At 35.5% G+C, this 16,692-nt stretch carries 17 protein-coding genes; 8 read left to right on the top strand and 9 right to left on the bottom strand.

Annotation, left to right across the window (positions count from 1 at the left end):
- Positions 1–10 precede the first annotated feature (10 nt).
- From FC84_RS04990 to FC84_RS04970, 5 genes are all read left to right on the top strand, one after another.
- Positions 11–727 (top strand): GntR family transcriptional regulator, encoded by a 717-nt coding sequence (locus FC84_RS04990; RefSeq protein WP_057756382.1) that lies wholly within the window; start codon positions 11–13, stop codon positions 725–727.
- 258 nt (positions 728–985) lie between these two features.
- Complete coding sequence (locus FC84_RS04985; RefSeq protein WP_057756379.1) at positions 986–1,912, top strand: AAA family ATPase; 927 nt, start codon at positions 986–988, stop codon at positions 1,910–1,912.
- Positions 1,913–1,942: 30 nt separating this feature from the next.
- On the top strand, positions 1,943–2,629 hold the full coding sequence (locus tag FC84_RS04980; RefSeq protein WP_057756376.1) for a type 1 glutamine amidotransferase: 687 nt from the start codon (positions 1,943–1,945) through the stop codon (positions 2,627–2,629).
- A gap of 417 nt (positions 2,630–3,046) precedes the next feature.
- A complete protein-coding gene (gene apf, locus FC84_RS04975) occupies positions 3,047–3,853 on the top strand; it encodes an aggregation-promoting factor (protein ID WP_083479541.1) in 807 nt (268 codons plus the stop codon).
- Between the two features lie 374 nt (positions 3,854–4,227).
- A complete protein-coding gene (locus FC84_RS04970) occupies positions 4,228–5,082 on the top strand; it encodes a GRP family sugar transporter (RefSeq protein WP_057756373.1) in 855 nt (284 codons plus the stop codon).
- A gap of 67 nt (positions 5,083–5,149) precedes the next feature.
- On the opposite strand, the gene FC84_RS04965 is transcribed toward FC84_RS04970, so the two are convergent.
- Positions 5,150–6,130, bottom strand: a complete 981-nt coding sequence (locus FC84_RS04965) for a ribose-phosphate diphosphokinase (RefSeq protein WP_057756370.1) — start codon at positions 6,128–6,130, stop codon at positions 5,150–5,152.
- Between the two features lie 226 nt (positions 6,131–6,356).
- Here FC84_RS04965 and lepB point away from each other — a divergent pair, with 226 nt between their 5' ends.
- Positions 6,357–6,926 (top strand): signal peptidase I, encoded by a 570-nt coding sequence (gene lepB, locus FC84_RS04960; protein WP_057756367.1) that lies wholly within the window; start codon positions 6,357–6,359, stop codon positions 6,924–6,926.
- 54 nt (positions 6,927–6,980) lie between these two features.
- Here lepB and efp read toward each other — a convergent pair whose 3' ends face one another.
- The 5 genes from efp to FC84_RS04935 all read right to left on the bottom strand — a co-directional run bounded on the left by efp (position 6,981) and on the right by FC84_RS04935 (position 11,963).
- Positions 6,981–7,541: an elongation factor P gene (efp, locus tag FC84_RS04955; protein WP_225733068.1), complete on the bottom strand. Its 561-nt coding sequence runs from the start codon at positions 7,539–7,541 to the stop codon at positions 6,981–6,983.
- A gap of 185 nt (positions 7,542–7,726) precedes the next feature.
- Entirely contained in the window at positions 7,727–8,899 is a 1,173-nt protein-coding gene (locus FC84_RS04950; protein ID WP_057756364.1) for an MDR family MFS transporter, read from the bottom strand.
- 266 nt (positions 8,900–9,165) lie between these two features.
- The gene (locus FC84_RS04945; RefSeq protein WP_057756361.1) at positions 9,166–9,720 is read right to left on the bottom strand and encodes a ferritin-like domain-containing protein; all 555 of its coding nucleotides are present in this window, start codon (positions 9,718–9,720) and stop codon (positions 9,166–9,168) included.
- 24 nt (positions 9,721–9,744) lie between these two features.
- Positions 9,745–9,975, bottom strand: coding sequence for a heavy-metal-associated domain-containing protein (locus tag FC84_RS04940; protein WP_057756358.1), 231 nt, complete (start codon positions 9,973–9,975; stop codon positions 9,745–9,747).
- 113 nt (positions 9,976–10,088) lie between these two features.
- Positions 10,089–11,963, bottom strand: coding sequence for a heavy metal translocating P-type ATPase (locus FC84_RS04935; protein ID WP_057756355.1), 1,875 nt, complete (start codon positions 11,961–11,963; stop codon positions 10,089–10,091).
- 179 nt (positions 11,964–12,142) lie between these two features.
- Between FC84_RS04935 and FC84_RS04930 the strand changes: the two genes are divergently transcribed.
- Positions 12,143–12,367 (top strand): P8 family protein, encoded by a 225-nt coding sequence (locus FC84_RS04930; protein WP_057756352.1) that lies wholly within the window; start codon positions 12,143–12,145, stop codon positions 12,365–12,367.
- A 92-nt stretch (positions 12,368–12,459) separates the two neighbouring features.
- Here the strand turns inward: FC84_RS04930 and FC84_RS04925 are convergent, their stop codons facing one another.
- Both FC84_RS04925 and trhA read right to left on the bottom strand, forming a co-directional pair.
- Complete coding sequence (locus FC84_RS04925; RefSeq protein WP_057756349.1) at positions 12,460–13,392, bottom strand: DUF7916 family protein; 933 nt, start codon at positions 13,390–13,392, stop codon at positions 12,460–12,462.
- 68 nt (positions 13,393–13,460) lie between these two features.
- Complete coding sequence (gene trhA, locus FC84_RS04920; protein WP_057756347.1) at positions 13,461–14,126, bottom strand: PAQR family membrane homeostasis protein TrhA; 666 nt, start codon at positions 14,124–14,126, stop codon at positions 13,461–13,463.
- Between the two features lie 177 nt (positions 14,127–14,303).
- On the opposite strand from trhA, the gene FC84_RS04915 reads away from it, so the two are divergent.
- Positions 14,304–14,861: an NADPH-dependent FMN reductase gene (locus tag FC84_RS04915; protein ID WP_057756344.1), complete on the top strand. Its 558-nt coding sequence runs from the start codon at positions 14,304–14,306 to the stop codon at positions 14,859–14,861.
- Between the two features lie 52 nt (positions 14,862–14,913).
- Here the strand turns inward: FC84_RS04915 and FC84_RS04910 are convergent, their stop codons facing one another.
- Complete coding sequence (locus FC84_RS04910) at positions 14,914–16,578, bottom strand: peptide ABC transporter substrate-binding protein (protein WP_057756341.1); 1,665 nt, start codon at positions 16,576–16,578, stop codon at positions 14,914–14,916.
- Between the last annotated feature and the right edge of the window lie 114 nt (positions 16,579–16,692).

Below are 16,692 nucleotides of genomic sequence, written 5' to 3'. Positions count from 1 at the left end.
GGAAATTATTATGACAAAATACGAGTCAATTGCTGCTGTTATTAAACAACGCATTCAAGACAATGTCTATCAAACCGGAACCTTACTCCCAAATCAATCTGATTTAGCTTCAGAGTTTGGTGTTAGTCGTATGACAATTAATAAGGCGATTAATATCTTAACAATGGAAGGTTTTGTGTCATCGCAACGTGGTTTTGGTACCAAAATTTTAAACCATCCTCTATGGAATAAAGATGTTTCACCGGTTAATGAATACCGGGGTCTTTCATTTCAGATGGCTGAACAACATCGCCAGATTAAAAGTCAGATTATTTCCTTTGAAGTTGCCTTCCCTGAGAAAAAAATCCAAGAACGTTTAATGCTAACCCCACAGCAACCTGTCTATCAAATTGTACGTTTAAGAATCGTTGATGATGATCCTTTCATTCTCGAGCATACCATTATGCCAGTCGATTTGATCCCCAATTTAACTGATGATATTTTAAAAGAATCTATCTATCATTATATTCAATTCGATTTAGGCTTACAGATTGCTGGTGCTTATCGTAATATTCAGGCCACTCGTGCTGACGAATTCGATATTAAATATTTGCAGTGTCAACCAACCGACCCTGTTTTAGAGGTTGAGCAAGTTGCTTACCTAAAAAACGGACGACCTTTCGAATATTCACATAGCCGCAATCGCTTTGATAAACGCGGCTATACCGAATTAGATATGCGTAATTAATGTTAGAATTTTAAAACCCGCCTAACTACTTAACTTTAGTTAGACGGGTTTTATTTGTTTAAATCATTATCTTTGACGATGTTTTATCTTACTTTCATTAACGTCAGTAGCCATTATCCCTCTTTTGCAGACTTGCCTATATATTCTGACTGCTAATTTGTGTAAAATAGGAATGAGTTTATATCACGACACTTTTGCGTCATTGATCAATAATTTGATCAATTTAAAACGCACAACTTTTATGTAGGAGTTTTGATTTTGAAAAAAATATACGTATTACGTGGGGTTCCTGGTTGTGGCAAATCAACCTTTATTCGCCACCATCATCTAGAACCCTATACGATTTCCACAGATAATTTACGTTTACTTTATGGGAATCTAAAATATATTTACGACGAAAAACAGGGAAAAACGCGACAAGTTATTCCCCAGGAATACAATGAACAGACTTTTAATCTACTATATAGTTTAATCGATAACAAGATGCAACGTGGTGAAACTATTTTCGTCGATGCCACTCATCTTTATCCCAATGCCTTTGAAGCCTATCGCGAATATGTAGAGAAATATCATTATGAAATGATTTGTATCGACTTTACTAAGGAGATTAATCTCAATGAGTTATTGAAACGTAATTTAACCCGGGTTGATTTTCGCTGGGTTGATCCTGAGGTTATTAAAAAGATTTACAAATTTGCTAAAAGTCATCCCCGCTTACCACGTTGGGTTCATCAAGTTACCCCTAATCAATTTGCCAATACTTTATATATAGGAGAAACTGATCTTTCAACTTATCGTAGTATCGCTATTATTGGCGAGGAGGCTAATTTTAAAGGGACCTTAAAGCCACACGAATTTTATATTAGTTACAATCATGACTTTGCTCGCAAACATCACCATTCAAAAGATGTGATTTTTATTAACCGTGATCTGTCAACTTGTCGCGATCACAATGCCTACACTGTTTTTCCTTTTATTTTTAAAGGTAAACATTATCTAGCAACTAGCCGCACGCTTCGCGATGAATTCATTGGTTATATTAAAGACATTCACGGTCGTAACTTCTATAACTTCGGTCTGGCTAACTTAACCGACTTCATGCAGGAATTCCCTGTTAATGCGTCACGCGTTAAGCAAATATCGTTGAATAATTTTAAACAAAGTAGTATTAATAGACTAGCGTAAATTCATGGAACACTTATTAAGGAGTTAATTATGTCAGAACCGATTAAGATTGCTTATTTATACGAAGATCTCATGAACACTTATGGTGATAGTGGCGATGTTAAAATTCTTCGTTACCTATTAGAAAATGATGGTTATCAAGTCCAAGTAGACAATGTTAGTCTTGGTGATAATTTTTCAGATGACGACTATGACTTTATTTTCTTTGGCGGCGGCCAAGATTTTGAGCAGACAATTGTTGCCCAAGATTTGCAACGTCATCAAGCTACCCTTCGTGATTATATTGAAGCTGGCAAACCCATGTTAGCTATTTGCGGTGGCTATCAACTACTTGGCGATTATTATATGACAAGTGATGGCGGCACAATCAAGGGATTAAGTATTCTACCGCTACACACTATTTTTAAAGCTGATAGTCGAATGATCGGTGATACTAAAGTAAAGACGCCTTGGGGAGAAATGACCGCCTTTGAGAATCATAGTGGTCGAACTTACTTTGATGACAATTCTAACCTACAACCTTTAGGTGAAGTTATCGAAGGCTATGGTAATAATCCAGAAGACAAGCAAGAGGGCGTTCACTACAAGAATACAATTGGCAGTTACTCACACGGCCCAATATTACGTAATGAGAATGTTGCAAAAGCAATTAAAGAAATGATCATTACAAATTATCAAGCTAGAACCACCGCTAACAAACCAATAGAAAACAAATAATCAACGCTTAAATAGCCAAGATAAGTTTATGACAGAACTACTTAAATAAACTTGCCTTGGCTATTTTTTAATTTAATCACCTAAATTTTAGGTAGATCCCACATAAATACGGTAATAAAAACCGATTTTTGTAATTGGACAAATTATTCTTAACACTTATCCGCAACAAAAAAGTCTCTTTATGACACAATTAGTTGTTTATATGATGAATATTTTAGAAAAATACGACATTTTATACATTTTTACAGAAATTTCGAATTCTATCATTACAGAACTGTGTCATTTCTTACAGCAGCTCCTTTTTTTGTAACTTAACTGAAACCGGATAAGCATAGTCGTGTGTTAATCTATAAACATCGATAAATTGATAAGCGCGCAGCAATCAATTAAAAATATAAAAGGTAGGTTCTTCAATCTATGAAATTCACTAGTAAACTCAAGAAACACTTTGCATTAGGTTTAGGCGCAGCAGTTCTTGCAGCTAGTATTGCATTCTTGAATCCAGCACAAACTCACGCCGCAACTGTTACCGTTAAAGCTGGCGACACAGTTTCTGCATTAGCATCAACATACAAATCAACAATCGCTCAAATTGAAAGAGAAAACAACATTGCTTCAAACCACATGATCTACGTTGGTCAATCATTATCAATCAATGGTACTACTAACTCAGCTTCACAAGTTACTGTTAAAGCTGGTGACACTGTCAGCGGATTAGCCGCACAATATGGTACTACTGTTTCAAACATTGAAACTTTAAACAACATTGTTGGTCACATGATCTATGTTGGTCAAGTATTAAACATTTCTAAGTCAGCTACAACTACTACAGCTGCACCAGCTCGTACTACTACTTCTACAACAAGTACAGCTACAACTACGACAACTCCTGCTCGTACAACAACTACAAACACTAGTTCAAGTGCCGTAGCTAAGACAACCACTCCTGCTCGTACTACTACTTCAAGCTCAACTACTACAGCTACAACAAATGTAAGTGGTTCTGAAGCAAGTGCTAAAGCAATTATCGCTTCACGCGAATCTGGTGGTAGCTATACTGCTCGTAATGGTCAATACATTGGTAAATACCAATTAACATCAAGTTATTTGAACGGCGATTACTCAGCTGCTAACCAAGAAAAAGTTGCAAACTCATACGTTGCATCTCGTTATGGTTCATGGACTAAAGCATTAGCATTCTGGAACGCTAATGGCTGGTACTAAGCGTTAGTTTAACTATTATTAATAACCGAATAATCAATTAATTTAAGCATTCGGGGTTCTTTCTCGAATGCTTTTTTTGTGTATTTAATTATTAATAATGTTATAAAACTTAGTATCAATAACATCACATCCGATATAACGACGTTATTTTAGTGGGCATAACCAATTGCTGTTCGTATAGGTCGAGCAACTCAATTTACCCTTGATGTTATCTAACTTTTTTAAACTTACTTTACTTATAACTTTGATGAACCAATTACTAAAACGCAACCAACAATGCCTTAATTGGAAAACTTAGACTAGCTTTTTTTTAATAGAATGCGTTATTCTATTATTTATATATTTATTTACAGCAAACATTGGGGGATTTTTTTATGACGCTTGTATGGCTTTTTCTACCTGCATTAGCATGGGGCATAATGCCACTTGTCATTGCCTTAATTGGTGGCAATACAAAAAATCAAATTTTCGGCACGGCAGTGGGAACCTTAATTGCTAGTTTCTTCATACTTGGTGTACAAGGTTTGCACACTTCGACCTATAACTTCTTAATTTCAATGTTGGCTGGTGCTTTTTGGATTGGCGGTCAGATTGGTCAGTTCACAGCTTTCCAAAATATCGGCGTTTCTAAAACGATGCCAATTTCTACTGGCTTACAACTGATTGGCACGTCGTTAATCGGTGTTATTATTTTTGGTGAATGGCCAACGACAACTACTAAATTATTAGGATTCATTGGTATTCTGCTATTAGTCAGTGGGGTCTTTTTAACGGCCTATACTGAAAAGAGTGATGCTCGGCAACAAAATACCCAACGGACTTATGTTATCTTGGTTCTAACAACCATTGGTTATTTAGTTTATAATACTTTACCTAAAGCTATGTCAGCTTCCGGATTAGCTATCTTCTTCCCAGAATCTGTTGGTATGGTAGTCGCAGTGCTTGGTTATCTACTTGTAACCCGTAGTTTAAATGTTCTGAAGCAATCTAAGAGCTGGTTACACATTATTTCAGGTTTAATCTTCTCGATTGCTTCCATCACATACATCTTCTCAGTTCGCGATAATGGCGTTAATACTGCCTTCGTTGTCGGTCAATTATCAGTTGTTCTCTCTACACTTGGAAGTATTATCTTCTTGAAAGAACGCAAGACACAACGCGAATTAATCATGACTATTCTTGGCTTAGTTGTGATTGTTGCTGGTGCAATTATTACAACCGCTCACTAAACTAATTATCAATTTATTAAATATAAAAAGAGCCTCTGAGAATTAAATTCTCAGGGGCCTTTTTTATTTAATCTTTTTGGTCTTCTTCAACAAACAACGAGTGAATGGATTCGTTGTTATAGATCTTATTGATCGCTCTAGCTAACAAGTCACTAACCGATAACCGAACCAGCTTAGGGAATTTCTTCTCTTCTGGCATCCGAATTGAATCCGTAACGACAACTTCTTTTAAAACAGAGTCTTGTAATTTCTCAGGTGCGCCACTTGAGAAAATAGCGTGTGTTGCACAACCATAGATTTCTTTTGCGCCAGCTTCATGCAATGAATTAGCAGACCAAACCATGCGGCTTGCTGTATCGATTAAATCATCAGCAATGATACAAATCTTACCATCAACATCGCCAATAATATCTAATGGATCAACACTTGGATTACTATCGCGCTTATCAACAATAGCAATTGGGCAATCAAAGTATTCAGCCAATGCACGAGCCCGTTTAGTTGAGCTATGATCAGGCGCAACGACAACAATTTCATCTGCCGTGCCCAGTTTTTTATCTAAGAAATACTGAGCTAAAATCGGCAACGCTTGTAAGTGGTCAACTGGGATATCGAAGAATCCTTGAATTTGGTCAGCGTGTAAATCAAGTGCAACTACACGATCTGCACCACCAATTTCAATCAAGTTAGAAACTAACTTAGCTGTAATTGGTTCTCGAGAACGCGTTTTACGATCAGCACGTGAATAAGCAAAGTATGGTAGCACCACATTAATCGTATGAGCACTGGCTCTGCGTAAAGCATCTAAGACAATCATTAACTCCATGAAGTTTTCGTTAACAGGGTCATTGATCGACTGAATAACAAAAATATCATCGCCACGTACAGTTTCATCAATATTAATTTGGATTTCACCATCTGCGAAATGCTTAACAGATGTCGTTAGCAGTGGCATACCCACATGCTCAGCGACTGCTTTTGCTAAATCAAAATTACCGTTTAAGGCAATTAACTTCATAGGATGACTATTATTACATCTAGTTGCCATTTGTTCCTCCAAAAATTCCATCAATTTAATTTACTCAAAACTATAGTAATTAACCCCATTATAGTTGAAAGCAGTGACTCTGACCATAAAAAATCACTCTTCTGGCTGAATTATCTCTTAGCTATGTACTAAATATTACTATTTTGGAAAGATAATTCTTAATCATTGCTTTTTCTCAAACAAAAACGGACAATTATTGTATTAAGAATAACTTCGAGGTTAAATAATGAAGAAACAGCAAACACAACCAAAAGATGAGACCAGCTTTGGCAAATGGCTAATTGAAATGATGATTTTAGCAATTCTTTTATTTGCTGGTGTTCAATTAATTTTTCACTATGTACTTGCTAAGGATGTTGTTTCAGGTCCTTCGATGGAAACATCCTTTAATGATGGCGATCGGTTGATTACTTATCGATTAGGTAAAGTTAAACGCGGTTCTGTCGTTGTCTTAGACGCTCCAGATGAACCTGAGACATTATATATCAAACGTGTTATTGGCCTACCAGGGGACACCATAGAGGCTAAAAACGACACATTATATGTTAATGGTCAAAAGACTGATGAACCTTACTTATCAAAATATCAAACTGGTCAGAACTTTACTGAGGATTTTTCACTTAAATCAAGATTAGGTGTCGCTAAAGTTCCAGCTAATAGTTATTTTGTTATGGGTGACAATCGGCCTGTTTCTAAAGATAGCCGGCGTATTGGTTTTATTAAGAAATCAGCCATTAAGGGTATCGTTCGTTTACGTTATTGGCCACTTAATAAAATTCAAATTTATACAAACTAAATCAACGATACAAAAAAAGCTTGGGATTAATAATCTCAAGCTTTTTTACTAACATTAGTTAGAAGCGCGACCTTTATATTCGCCGTTTGATGTGTTGATAATAAGTTTTTCACCGGCTTGAATGAAGTCAGGAACACTAACAACTAAACCAGTTTCCATTGTAGCTGGTTTACCGCCACCAGTAACAGAACCACCCTTAATTGATGGTTGAGTCTCACTAACTGTCAATTCAACTGTACTTGGTAACATAACACCAATTACCTCAGTACCATAGAATTGAATTTGAACATCTGTATTAGGTAATAAGAACTTCAATTCTTGTTCGATACTGTTTGTTGGGATTTCGTATTGATCATAAGTATCAAGATCCATAAAATAAGCCATTTCATCTTGAGTATAAAGATATTGAGCTTGTTTCAAGTCAATAATAGCCAATTCAATCTTTTCACTTGGGCGCATCGTTGTTTGTACAGTTGAACCTGCACGAACATCATATAACTTCATCTGCATCACTGTATTACCTTTACCAGGCTTATGATGATTACTTTCAATAACCTTAATCAATTTACCGTCTTTAATAAAAGTCATGCCTGCTTTTAATCCAATTGCTTCCAAAAATACCGCTCCTTTTATATCTCAATTTATACGCGTCACAAACACTCGGTACTCTTTTATCGTTATAACGATAAAAAACGATAACTACTGAATATTTGACGCTGTCACTTGCCATTGTAACATACAATACAATCAGCGCCTATTACTCACCATAATTGAATAAAATCAACATTTGCAATACACCGCTAACGTTGTGCTTTCTTAAAACCAGAACCAACAAAGAACAATGTGAATATAGCAATTAAGACTGAGCAGAAGATAAATAAGATAGGGTATGAAAATGATTCAATAATTAATGCACCAATTAATGGACCAACTGCTCGCCCTGCTGACGCCGCAATGGTAACCATGGCCTGATAACGCCCTTTTTCTTTAAAAGAAGCGCGCTCATTAACGAAAGTTGAAACGGCTGGAAAGGCGATAATTTCGCCAATTGTCAGAACCGTCATTCCTAAAACAAACCAAATAAATTGACGAGCAAAAATTAAAATTAAAAACGAGCTACAGAAAAATGCAAACCCTATATATAGTCTTCCGCGTAAATGCTGTAAAAGATAGTCATCAAAATGTGTCAAGAATGGCTGAACTAATACAATTAACGCTGCGTTCACAGTCCATAGATGACTGTAAAGTTTAACATTCATACCTAAATGCAACATATAAGCTGAAATATTACTTTGCCATTGTTCATAAGCAATCCAAGCCACAAATAAAGTCAGTAACAATAAGGAAATCGGTAATTTTTCTCGGGTTTGGGTGTTATCGTCTGCTAATACTTTCCCTTTACGAACATTTTGCTTAGACTTATCCAAGCCCCGAAAAGTTAGAAAAGCCATAATGAAGAAAACAATAAACATCCCGAATGCAATCGTAAAAATATATTCAATTCCTAATGGTAAAACATAACCAACAATCAATGAACCAAATACTAATCCTAAGTTACTCGTAAAATATAAAACATTAAAAACATAACTTGGTTGTTTACTTCGAATTAACGTCGCAATCGAGTTAATGCAAGTTGCCACCATACCATTGCCTAATCCTAAGACAATTAATAAAATCGCATATGTTGGCCAGCCATGCCAAAAAATCAATAACCCGGCTGAGATCGTAGCTGTAAAAATACCGATCAAAATTGTTGGATAAGGTTTCCAATGATCAAATAACCAGCCACCTAGATAATTACCAATTATCGTAAACACAGAGTTAATTAATAAAACAATGCCCGCTACAGTTAATGATTCATGTAAGTACTCATGCATATAGATCGTAGTCAATGGCCAAATAAAGCTAATGCCGGTGTTCGTAATTAACGACCCTAAAAAGAGCCATTTAAGCTTAATTGGATCTCGTTGCAATCTGTCACACTCTCCCTTAAAAAATCTTATAAATTATAGCGTATCGCGACTTATAGTAGAAAAGCAACCCTTTAATTGCATATTTTCATTCATTATTGAAAATATTTTTTATCACGATTTTAATCATGTTGGATTAAGATTCGGTTTAAATTAATAAATATTCAATAAAAATCCGATAACTATTCATTTAAAAACGACGTTATGATAAAACAAAATATACAAAAACAACCTTTGAAAGTTTTAATTTCAAAGGTTGTTTAAGTTATTTAGTCTTCATCATCATCAACTTCAACTAAATCTTCCCAGGCTGTTTTACCAAGTTGTGCTTGCAATAAACGAGTTTTACGATTGTTGTAGCCTCTTAATTGCGTTAAATAATTAGCTAGTACTGGTCGCTGCTCCCGTTGAGCTAAAATAATCGCACGATCAATAAACATATCAGCCGTTGTAAAATCGTGAGCTGTCTCATCCAAAATAGCAGTTACCGACTGATACTTTAACCGAGGCTCTTCACTAATTTTAGTATATTGTGTATATTCGGCTACTGTTGCTGGTGGTAATTCATTCTCATCTAATAGAATTGCACCTAATTCGTCAAGTTGTTGACGATTTTCAGCAATTAATTCTTGATAAAAATGCTGCAATTCAATCGTTCCCGATCCTTTAAGATACCATAACGCTTGATGTAACTTAACATCAAAGTACCATAGATTCGCCACAATATGACCGCACATTGCACCAGCTGTTGGCTTATGATGATCAATATCTGCTTGTTTAAGCTCTGCCTGATACTTGGCTTCGATTTCTGCTGTTAATTTCATTTTATGACCTCCAAAAACTATTCTTTACAAATCTTTTACTTTAATTTTTTCAACTTCATAACCAAGTTTTGTTACCACATCGCTTAGTTTGTCTGCATTCGTTTGTGTATCGTCAATTTCAGCTTTTACCTTGCCGGCATTAAAAAGAACTTTAACCTCACCAACACCAGGTTCAGCTTTAACAGCCGTTTCAATTTTAGTTAAGCAAGATGGGCAAGTTAGAGCGTCTAATTGTAGAATTACTTTTTTATTCATCACTAACAACCTCTTTTCAATTTGATAACCTTATTTTACTTATCTTGATTTTTAAAATAATTGATCTAAATCAAGTTTTCTAAAAATATTGACTTATTTTTATATTCTAAAATTTAATCGCTCGTCTTTTTACCATAGTTAATCAAGCGCATCGCATTAAAAATAACAACTAAAATACTTGCTTCATGTACGAACATCCCGCTTGCCATATAAATAAATCCGGCAATTAACCCCAGCAACAAGAAAATAACAACAGAAATGGCAATAGTAATATTCTCTTTTGTATTCAAAACTGTTTTTTTAGCTAGACGGTAGGCATGAACTAAAGCACTGAAACTTGACTTCATTAAAACGACGTCAGATGTTTCGATGGCAACGTCTGTACCACTTCCCATGGCAATACCAATATCGGCCGTTGCTAGAGATGGACTATCATTAATACCATCTCCAACAAAGGCTACCTTTCTTCCGGCAGCTTGAAACTCTTTGACGAATTCTACTTTTTGATCAGGCATTAATTCTGCATGAACTTCATCAATTCCTAACTGACCAGCTACATAATTGGCTGTTACTTGATTATCACCTGTCAACATAACCAAATGCTTAGCACCTGATTTTCTCAATGCTTTTAAAGCAGTGGCTGCTTCAGAACGAACTTCATCAGATATGCCAAAAATTGCCGTTATAGTTCCAGCAATTGCAACAATAACCACAGAACTGCCTTGTTCTTGCAGCTGTTGCAAATCAACTTGTTGTTTGGGTGTTAATACAATATGTTTTACTAACATTAATTTAAGATTGCCGACAATAACTTGTTGATCAGCAACTTCAGCAACAATACCTTGTCCCTTAATAGTCGTATTGTTATTAATTTTCAATGATTGATATTCAACATGTTGCGCTGTTGCGTATTGTTGAATAGCACGACCTAATGGATGATCAGATAGACTTTCTACTTTAGCTGCAAAAGCTAAGGCGGTTTTAGAATGATCATCATAATAAATACGATTAGAAACCGTCGTCGTGCCTTGAGTTAAGGTACCAGTTTTATCAAAGACAAAGGTATCAATTTTGGCAAAAGAATCTATCACTTCGCCACCTTTAATTAAAATACCTTTCTTGGCTCCGTTACCAATTCCAGCCACATTAGAAACCGGTGCACCAATTACTAAAGCACCTGGGCAACCCAATACCAGTACCGTAATTGCTAATTTAAAATCATGAGAAAAGAGATAAGTTAATAGTGCAATGATTAATACCGCTGGTGTGTAATATTGGGCAAAGCGATCAATGAATTTTTCGGCATGTGATTTAGTATCTTGTGCATCCTCTACTAATTCAACGATTTTAGCAAAAGTTGTGTCATCACCAACCTTAGTAGCTTTAACTTTTAAAAATCCATCACTTAAAATTGTGCCAGAATAAACTGAACTAGTTACCGCTTTATTGACCGCGCGCGACTCTCCCGTTATAGCTGCCTCATTGGCATAGCCATTACCCTCAACTACAACCCCATCAACGGGAATAGCAGCACCAGTTTTTACTAAAACAATATCGCCAACTTCAACATCATCAACTTCAATTTCTTCCGTGCTACCATCATTCCTAACAACTTCTGCTGTGGTTGGCGTCATTTCTGTTAATGATTTAATTGAAGCCCGTGTTTTTGATAAAGTTTTTTGTTCCAGAAAATTCCCAAACAAAAACAAAAAGGTCACAATCGCTGATTCATTATATTCACCAATAATGAAGGCACCTATTACTGCAATTGTTACTAGTAATTCTATACTTACAACTTTAGCCATTAATGCCTGATAAGCATGAATCGCAATAGGAACAACAGCAATAATCGAAGCAACGGCTAAACTAACTTGATAAATCAAAATATTTCCCAGGAAATATTTACTTAAATACCCCAGAATAATTAAACCAGCTACTAACCAAGTAATATGGTTCGTATGTTTTTGGATAAATAATTGAACTTTCATCTACGCCAACTCCTTCTGACTTGATGTTTTTAATTCTAGCTGTCTGGTGCAATTAATTAATTGACGTAGATCAAGTTTTTTAATTTTTATCGCTAGTTCAATAAATAGTGCGTTTTTTACACCACTTTTTAATAACAGATCTATAATGAACTTGTAAATAATTAATGGAGGTAAGTATTATGGCTGATAAAAGTATTCAAACTGAACCTGATATTTTGAATTTACGGATGAATGAAGCATTCGACTGGAGCAACGATAAAAACATCGTACGTGATGCAATTTGGAATCACATTATGGAAGCTAATGCTCATGACACAATCAAGACTGAAGAAGCCATGAAGCCATTTCTAAATTACACAGATGACCAAGTTCGTGACTGGGTCGAAAAGAATTTAAAAAACTAATCATTAATGATGAACTCATCCAACGATGGGTTCTTTTTATTGCAGTATATAAAAAGTGGAAGACATTATTGTCTTCCACTTTATTATTTAACTTAGCGATTAATCGACCGTGCCATTCGACTGACAGTATGCCGTTGACCACGAATTGCTTTACTTAACGTAAAAACATTTTCAACTGGTGCCATACCACCATATCCAGCATCGCCAATATGTTGAATATCTACGCCACAGATCTTATTGCGAATCGCAATATTTTCAATATAAGATGTAGTTCCGCTCTCTTGACTGGTACCAATTGTTGACATCACTAACGCATTAGCTTCATGCGCAATTTTAACAATCTCTGTTAGTTCATCATCGGTTAGCCCTGGGACTGTTCCCACGGCAGGAACTAAAATAACATCTGCACCAGCATTAATAAATTCTTTAACAATGCTAGGGTTAATTAATGGTTCATTAACACCAGCTGCATGCATTTTCCCTGCAATAACTAATCCTGAGAACTTTTGCTTAGCAATTTTTATATTTTTAACGATTTGTTCATTTGTTACGCCAGTTCCCGGATTGCCAGTTAAAACGACAAAATTGTAGCCTAAACGTTCTACCTCCGCTAGCGTTTCAGGCGTTGCAGTTCTGCCGGTTACAATCTCTAAGCGTTCTTCTAACATGTCCGCATCAACATCAATAGGCTCTAAATTAACACCAATTGGACGTCCAACCAAATGTTGCAGATCCTTAATAATATGTCCATCATGACGTGGCTTAGCAGTAGCCATCGTTTCTTCACCATCATATAATCCCATAACTACAGGATTCATAACATCCATATTGTTCAATAAAATTAAATCCGCACCAAAGGCTGCTGCTACTTCTGCATTAGTAATATCTTCACCTAACGGTTGACTCGTCACAACATTTTCGCTAAGAACAACTCGACCCTCACTAGCCTTAATGCTTTCCTTCAAATCTTCAGCATTCATAGCTAAAATATCGCTAGTATTCGCACTTATTAAACGTTTAACCATACTTTCCTCCTAGAATCCTATTTAGAAACCACTTACATTGTACATCTTCGCAATCTTGAGAAAAACGTTTAGACATAAAGATACACGGAGAAAAACATTAAAATTGAACCAATCATTACAAAAACGTGCCAAATAACATGAATATATTTAATACCACGCATACTATAAAGTAATGCACCAAAAGTATAGGCAATCCCACCGCCAATAAGTAGCCATAGTCCACGCTGTCCGATCGATTTTGCTAATGGTTGTGAGGCTAGAATAATCATCCAACCCATTAAAACGTAAAGAATTGTTTCATAAACTTGAGGAGCCTTGGCAAAAAGAATCTTCATTAAAATACCGGCAATAGCCAATGCCCAGATAATCCCAAAAATAGTCCATCCGCGCCAACCACCAATAGCTACCAAAGTGTATGGCGTATATGTTCCCGCAATCAGTATAAATATCGAGCTATGGTCAAAAATCTGAAAAACGTGACGTGCTTTTGTAAAAACCAAACTGTGATATAAAGTTGAAAATAAATATAGTAACGCCATGCAGGACCCGTAAATTGTAAAAGTAACAATTCGTAATGCATCATGAGTTTGGCTTGCTTTAACAATTAATAGAACCAAAGCAGCAATAGCAAATAAAAAGCCAATGCCATGGGTAATCGCCGAAAAAATTTCATTTAAAATTTCATAACGCCTAGAAGGATGTTCTGGTGGTGTAAATATTTTTTTTGTTGTCATTATTATGCTCCTAACATCATATTGATTATATTGTAATACACAAAACTAAATAAATCACCAATTAAATATTATCATCTAGTTTTTAATATTAGATTATATTTACAAAGACTATTTTATTGCTTTTTGTCTTTTAACAAGGTAACATTTACTTATAAATAGTAAGAAGGAGCAATTATTATGACAAAGACAATTGGATTATTAATCGGTAGTTTACGTAAAGGATCATTTACTCGTGCAGTTGCCGAACAAACGGCTGCTTTATTACCAAGTGATTATATCGTTAAAGATATTGAGATTGGCGATCTTCCACTATATAACCAAGATTTTGATGATGAAAATCAAGTTCCTACAGAATGGCAAAGATTTCGTGATGAAATGAAAGATGTTGATGCCGTTATTTTTGCAACTCCAGAATATAATCGTTCGGTACCTGCAGTTCTTAAAAATGCACTTGATGTCGGATCACGTCCTTACGGCCAAAGTATTTGGGATAAAAAACCAGCAATTATTTTAAGCGTTTCTCCAGGTGCTATTGGCGGTTTTGGTGCAAATCATCATTTACGTCAATCTTTGACATTCTTGAATATGCCAATCGTTCAACAACCAGAAGTTTATATTAGTAATGTCACGAATTTGCTTGATGATCAATTAAAGATTACAAACGAAGGTACGCTTAAATTCTTGAAGAGCTCAATGGATACATTTGTTGATTTAATTCAACGCTTTGAAAAATAATCCTATTAAAAAGAGGTCCGAACTAGTAAATCTAGTTCGGACCTCTTTTTAATTATTTGATATAAGCGTATTTATAATTCCACTGTGTACCAGCAGTATTATGAATAATTCCTTTTACATTATCTTTCTGTAAGAAAGAATAAACACTTTGATATAACGGTGTTACGCCTTGATCTTGTGATAATAGTTGACTTGCTTGTGCCATATCCTGCCATCTTTTTTCAGAATTATTAGCATCAGTACCATTAGCTTTAGCCAATAGTGCGTTATATTCTGCGTTATCATATTTTCCGTAGTTATAATCTGTACCCTTTTCAGGAATCATTAAAAATGAAATCGGATCGTTAAAATCAGCACCCCATCCTGTTAAGGCAATATCAAATTTACCTTGACGTCGTTCACTATTGGCTACTTGTGTTGGTACTGCTCGAATTTTAATTGAGAGTCCTGGTAGCACTTTTTCAAGTTGCCCCTTCAAATATTGAACAACAATTCCAGTTGAAGGATCATCACCGTTATCATTTCCTGCTAATACTGTTAAAGTGACATTATGAATTCCGGTGGCAGTTTGTGCTGCTTTCCATTTTGTTTTTGCTAATTTAGTATTGTAGTCTAACGTATTTGCTGTTTTTTGTGCGGCTGAAAAATCTTTACCTGTCTGAGGATCTTTAGCTAAATCCGTCGATACAAAGCCAGTGGGAACTAAAGAACCATTACCTAGAACCTTTTTAGTCAGTTGCTTACGGTCTAACGCTAGTGAAATAGCTAATCGTGCATCACGATTGGTCAAAATTTTCTGCTTATTAGCATCAGTGTTAGCAAAGTTATAGCTTAAGAAACTAACATAAGAATATGGATACTGAATATACTCTTTATCATTTTCATAATTTGCCACTTGTTCTTGAGATAACTTGCTTAAATCAAGTTGATCATTTTGATAAAGGTCTAAACTCGTCTGAGGATCACTAACTACTTTATAGCTAATTGTCTGTAACTTAACTTTTTTTGCATCCCAATACTCATTATTTTTAACAAACTGCCAAGAATTATTTGTTCCTTTCCAACCACTAATTTTGAATGGGCCACTATAAACCATGTATTTGGAATTTGTCGCATATTTTTTACCATATTTCTCAACAACCTTTTGATTTTGCGGTGCAAATAATGGATAAGCCATTAAAACCTTAAAGTAAGAAATCGGTCGTTCCAACGTTACAACAACTGTTTTTTGATCTGGTGCTCTAATTCCAAGTTGATCTGGTGCTAATTTACCTTCACTAATTGCCTTCGCATTTTTGATTCCTTCGAATAAATAAGCATACTCTGATTTTGTTGTCGGATTAATTGTTCGACGCCAAGAATATACAAAATCTTGAGCAACAATCGGATCACCATTACTCCATTTAGCATTACGCAAAGTAAAGGTATAGGTCTTACCATCAGCGCTGACTTTAGTTGCTTTGGCTAATCCAGCTGTTGGTTTGCCGTTTTTACCTAACCGGTAGAAACTTTCATAAACATTACCCGTTTGTCCATAGCCTGATGAAGTTGAAATATCAATCGTATTTAATTGCGCCGCTGCTGCTAGACGTAATGTTTGAGCACTACCGGCTGTTTTGCTGGATTTTTTAGCACCACATGCCGTTAAAATCATAGTTAAAGTAATCAAAACCCCAATTCCTATTACCCTGCTAAATGTCTTGTTTGCTATTTTCATATTTTTTCCTCCGTTTATGACACTTATAATTTACTAATAAAAAAAGACTGTGCGTTATATATGCGCACAGTCTTAGCTCTCTTCTTATACAGTAATTGTTAGCCTAACATCGAT

The sequence above is a fragment of the Lapidilactobacillus dextrinicus DSM 20335 genome, from assembly GCF_001436095.1.
Taxonomy (GTDB): domain Bacteria; phylum Bacillota; class Bacilli; order Lactobacillales; family Lactobacillaceae; genus Lapidilactobacillus; species Lapidilactobacillus dextrinicus.
This window is presented reverse-complemented; position numbering and strand designations above follow the sequence as displayed.

Excerpts from the sequence above, each read along its gene's own strand:
- FC84_RS04990 (WP_057756382.1), top strand. The coding sequence starts at position 11 with ATGACAAAATACGAGTCAATTGCTGCTGTTATTAAACAACGCATTCAA.
- FC84_RS04980 (WP_057756376.1), top strand. The coding sequence starts at position 1,943 with ATGTCAGAACCGATTAAGATTGCTTATTTATACGAAGATCTCATGAAC.
- apf (WP_083479541.1), top strand. The coding sequence starts at position 3,047 with ATGAAATTCACTAGTAAACTCAAGAAACACTTTGCATTAGGTTTAGGC.
- FC84_RS04970 (WP_057756373.1), top strand. The coding sequence starts at position 4,228 with ATGACGCTTGTATGGCTTTTTCTACCTGCATTAGCATGGGGCATAATG.
- FC84_RS04965 (WP_057756370.1), bottom strand. The coding sequence starts at position 6,130 with ATGGCAACTAGATGTAATAATAGTCATCCTATGAAGTTAATTGCCTTA.
- lepB (WP_057756367.1), top strand. The coding sequence starts at position 6,357 with ATGAAGAAACAGCAAACACAACCAAAAGATGAGACCAGCTTTGGCAAA.
- FC84_RS04945 (WP_057756361.1), bottom strand. The coding sequence starts at position 9,720 with ATGAAATTAACAGCAGAAATCGAAGCCAAGTATCAGGCAGAGCTTAAA.
- FC84_RS04940 (WP_057756358.1), bottom strand. The coding sequence starts at position 9,975 with ATGAATAAAAAAGTAATTCTACAATTAGACGCTCTAACTTGCCCATCT.
- FC84_RS04935 (WP_057756355.1), bottom strand. The coding sequence starts at position 11,963 with ATGAAAGTTCAATTATTTATCCAAAAACATACGAACCATATTACTTGG.
- FC84_RS04930 (WP_057756352.1), top strand. The coding sequence starts at position 12,143 with ATGGCTGATAAAAGTATTCAAACTGAACCTGATATTTTGAATTTACGG.
- FC84_RS04925 (WP_057756349.1), bottom strand. The coding sequence starts at position 13,392 with ATGGTTAAACGTTTAATAAGTGCGAATACTAGCGATATTTTAGCTATG.
- trhA (WP_057756347.1), bottom strand. The coding sequence starts at position 14,126 with ATGACAACAAAAAAAATATTTACACCACCAGAACATCCTTCTAGGCGT.
- FC84_RS04915 (WP_057756344.1), top strand. The coding sequence starts at position 14,304 with ATGACAAAGACAATTGGATTATTAATCGGTAGTTTACGTAAAGGATCA.
- FC84_RS04910 (WP_057756341.1), bottom strand. The coding sequence starts at position 16,578 with ATGAAAATAGCAAACAAGACATTTAGCAGGGTAATAGGAATTGGGGTT.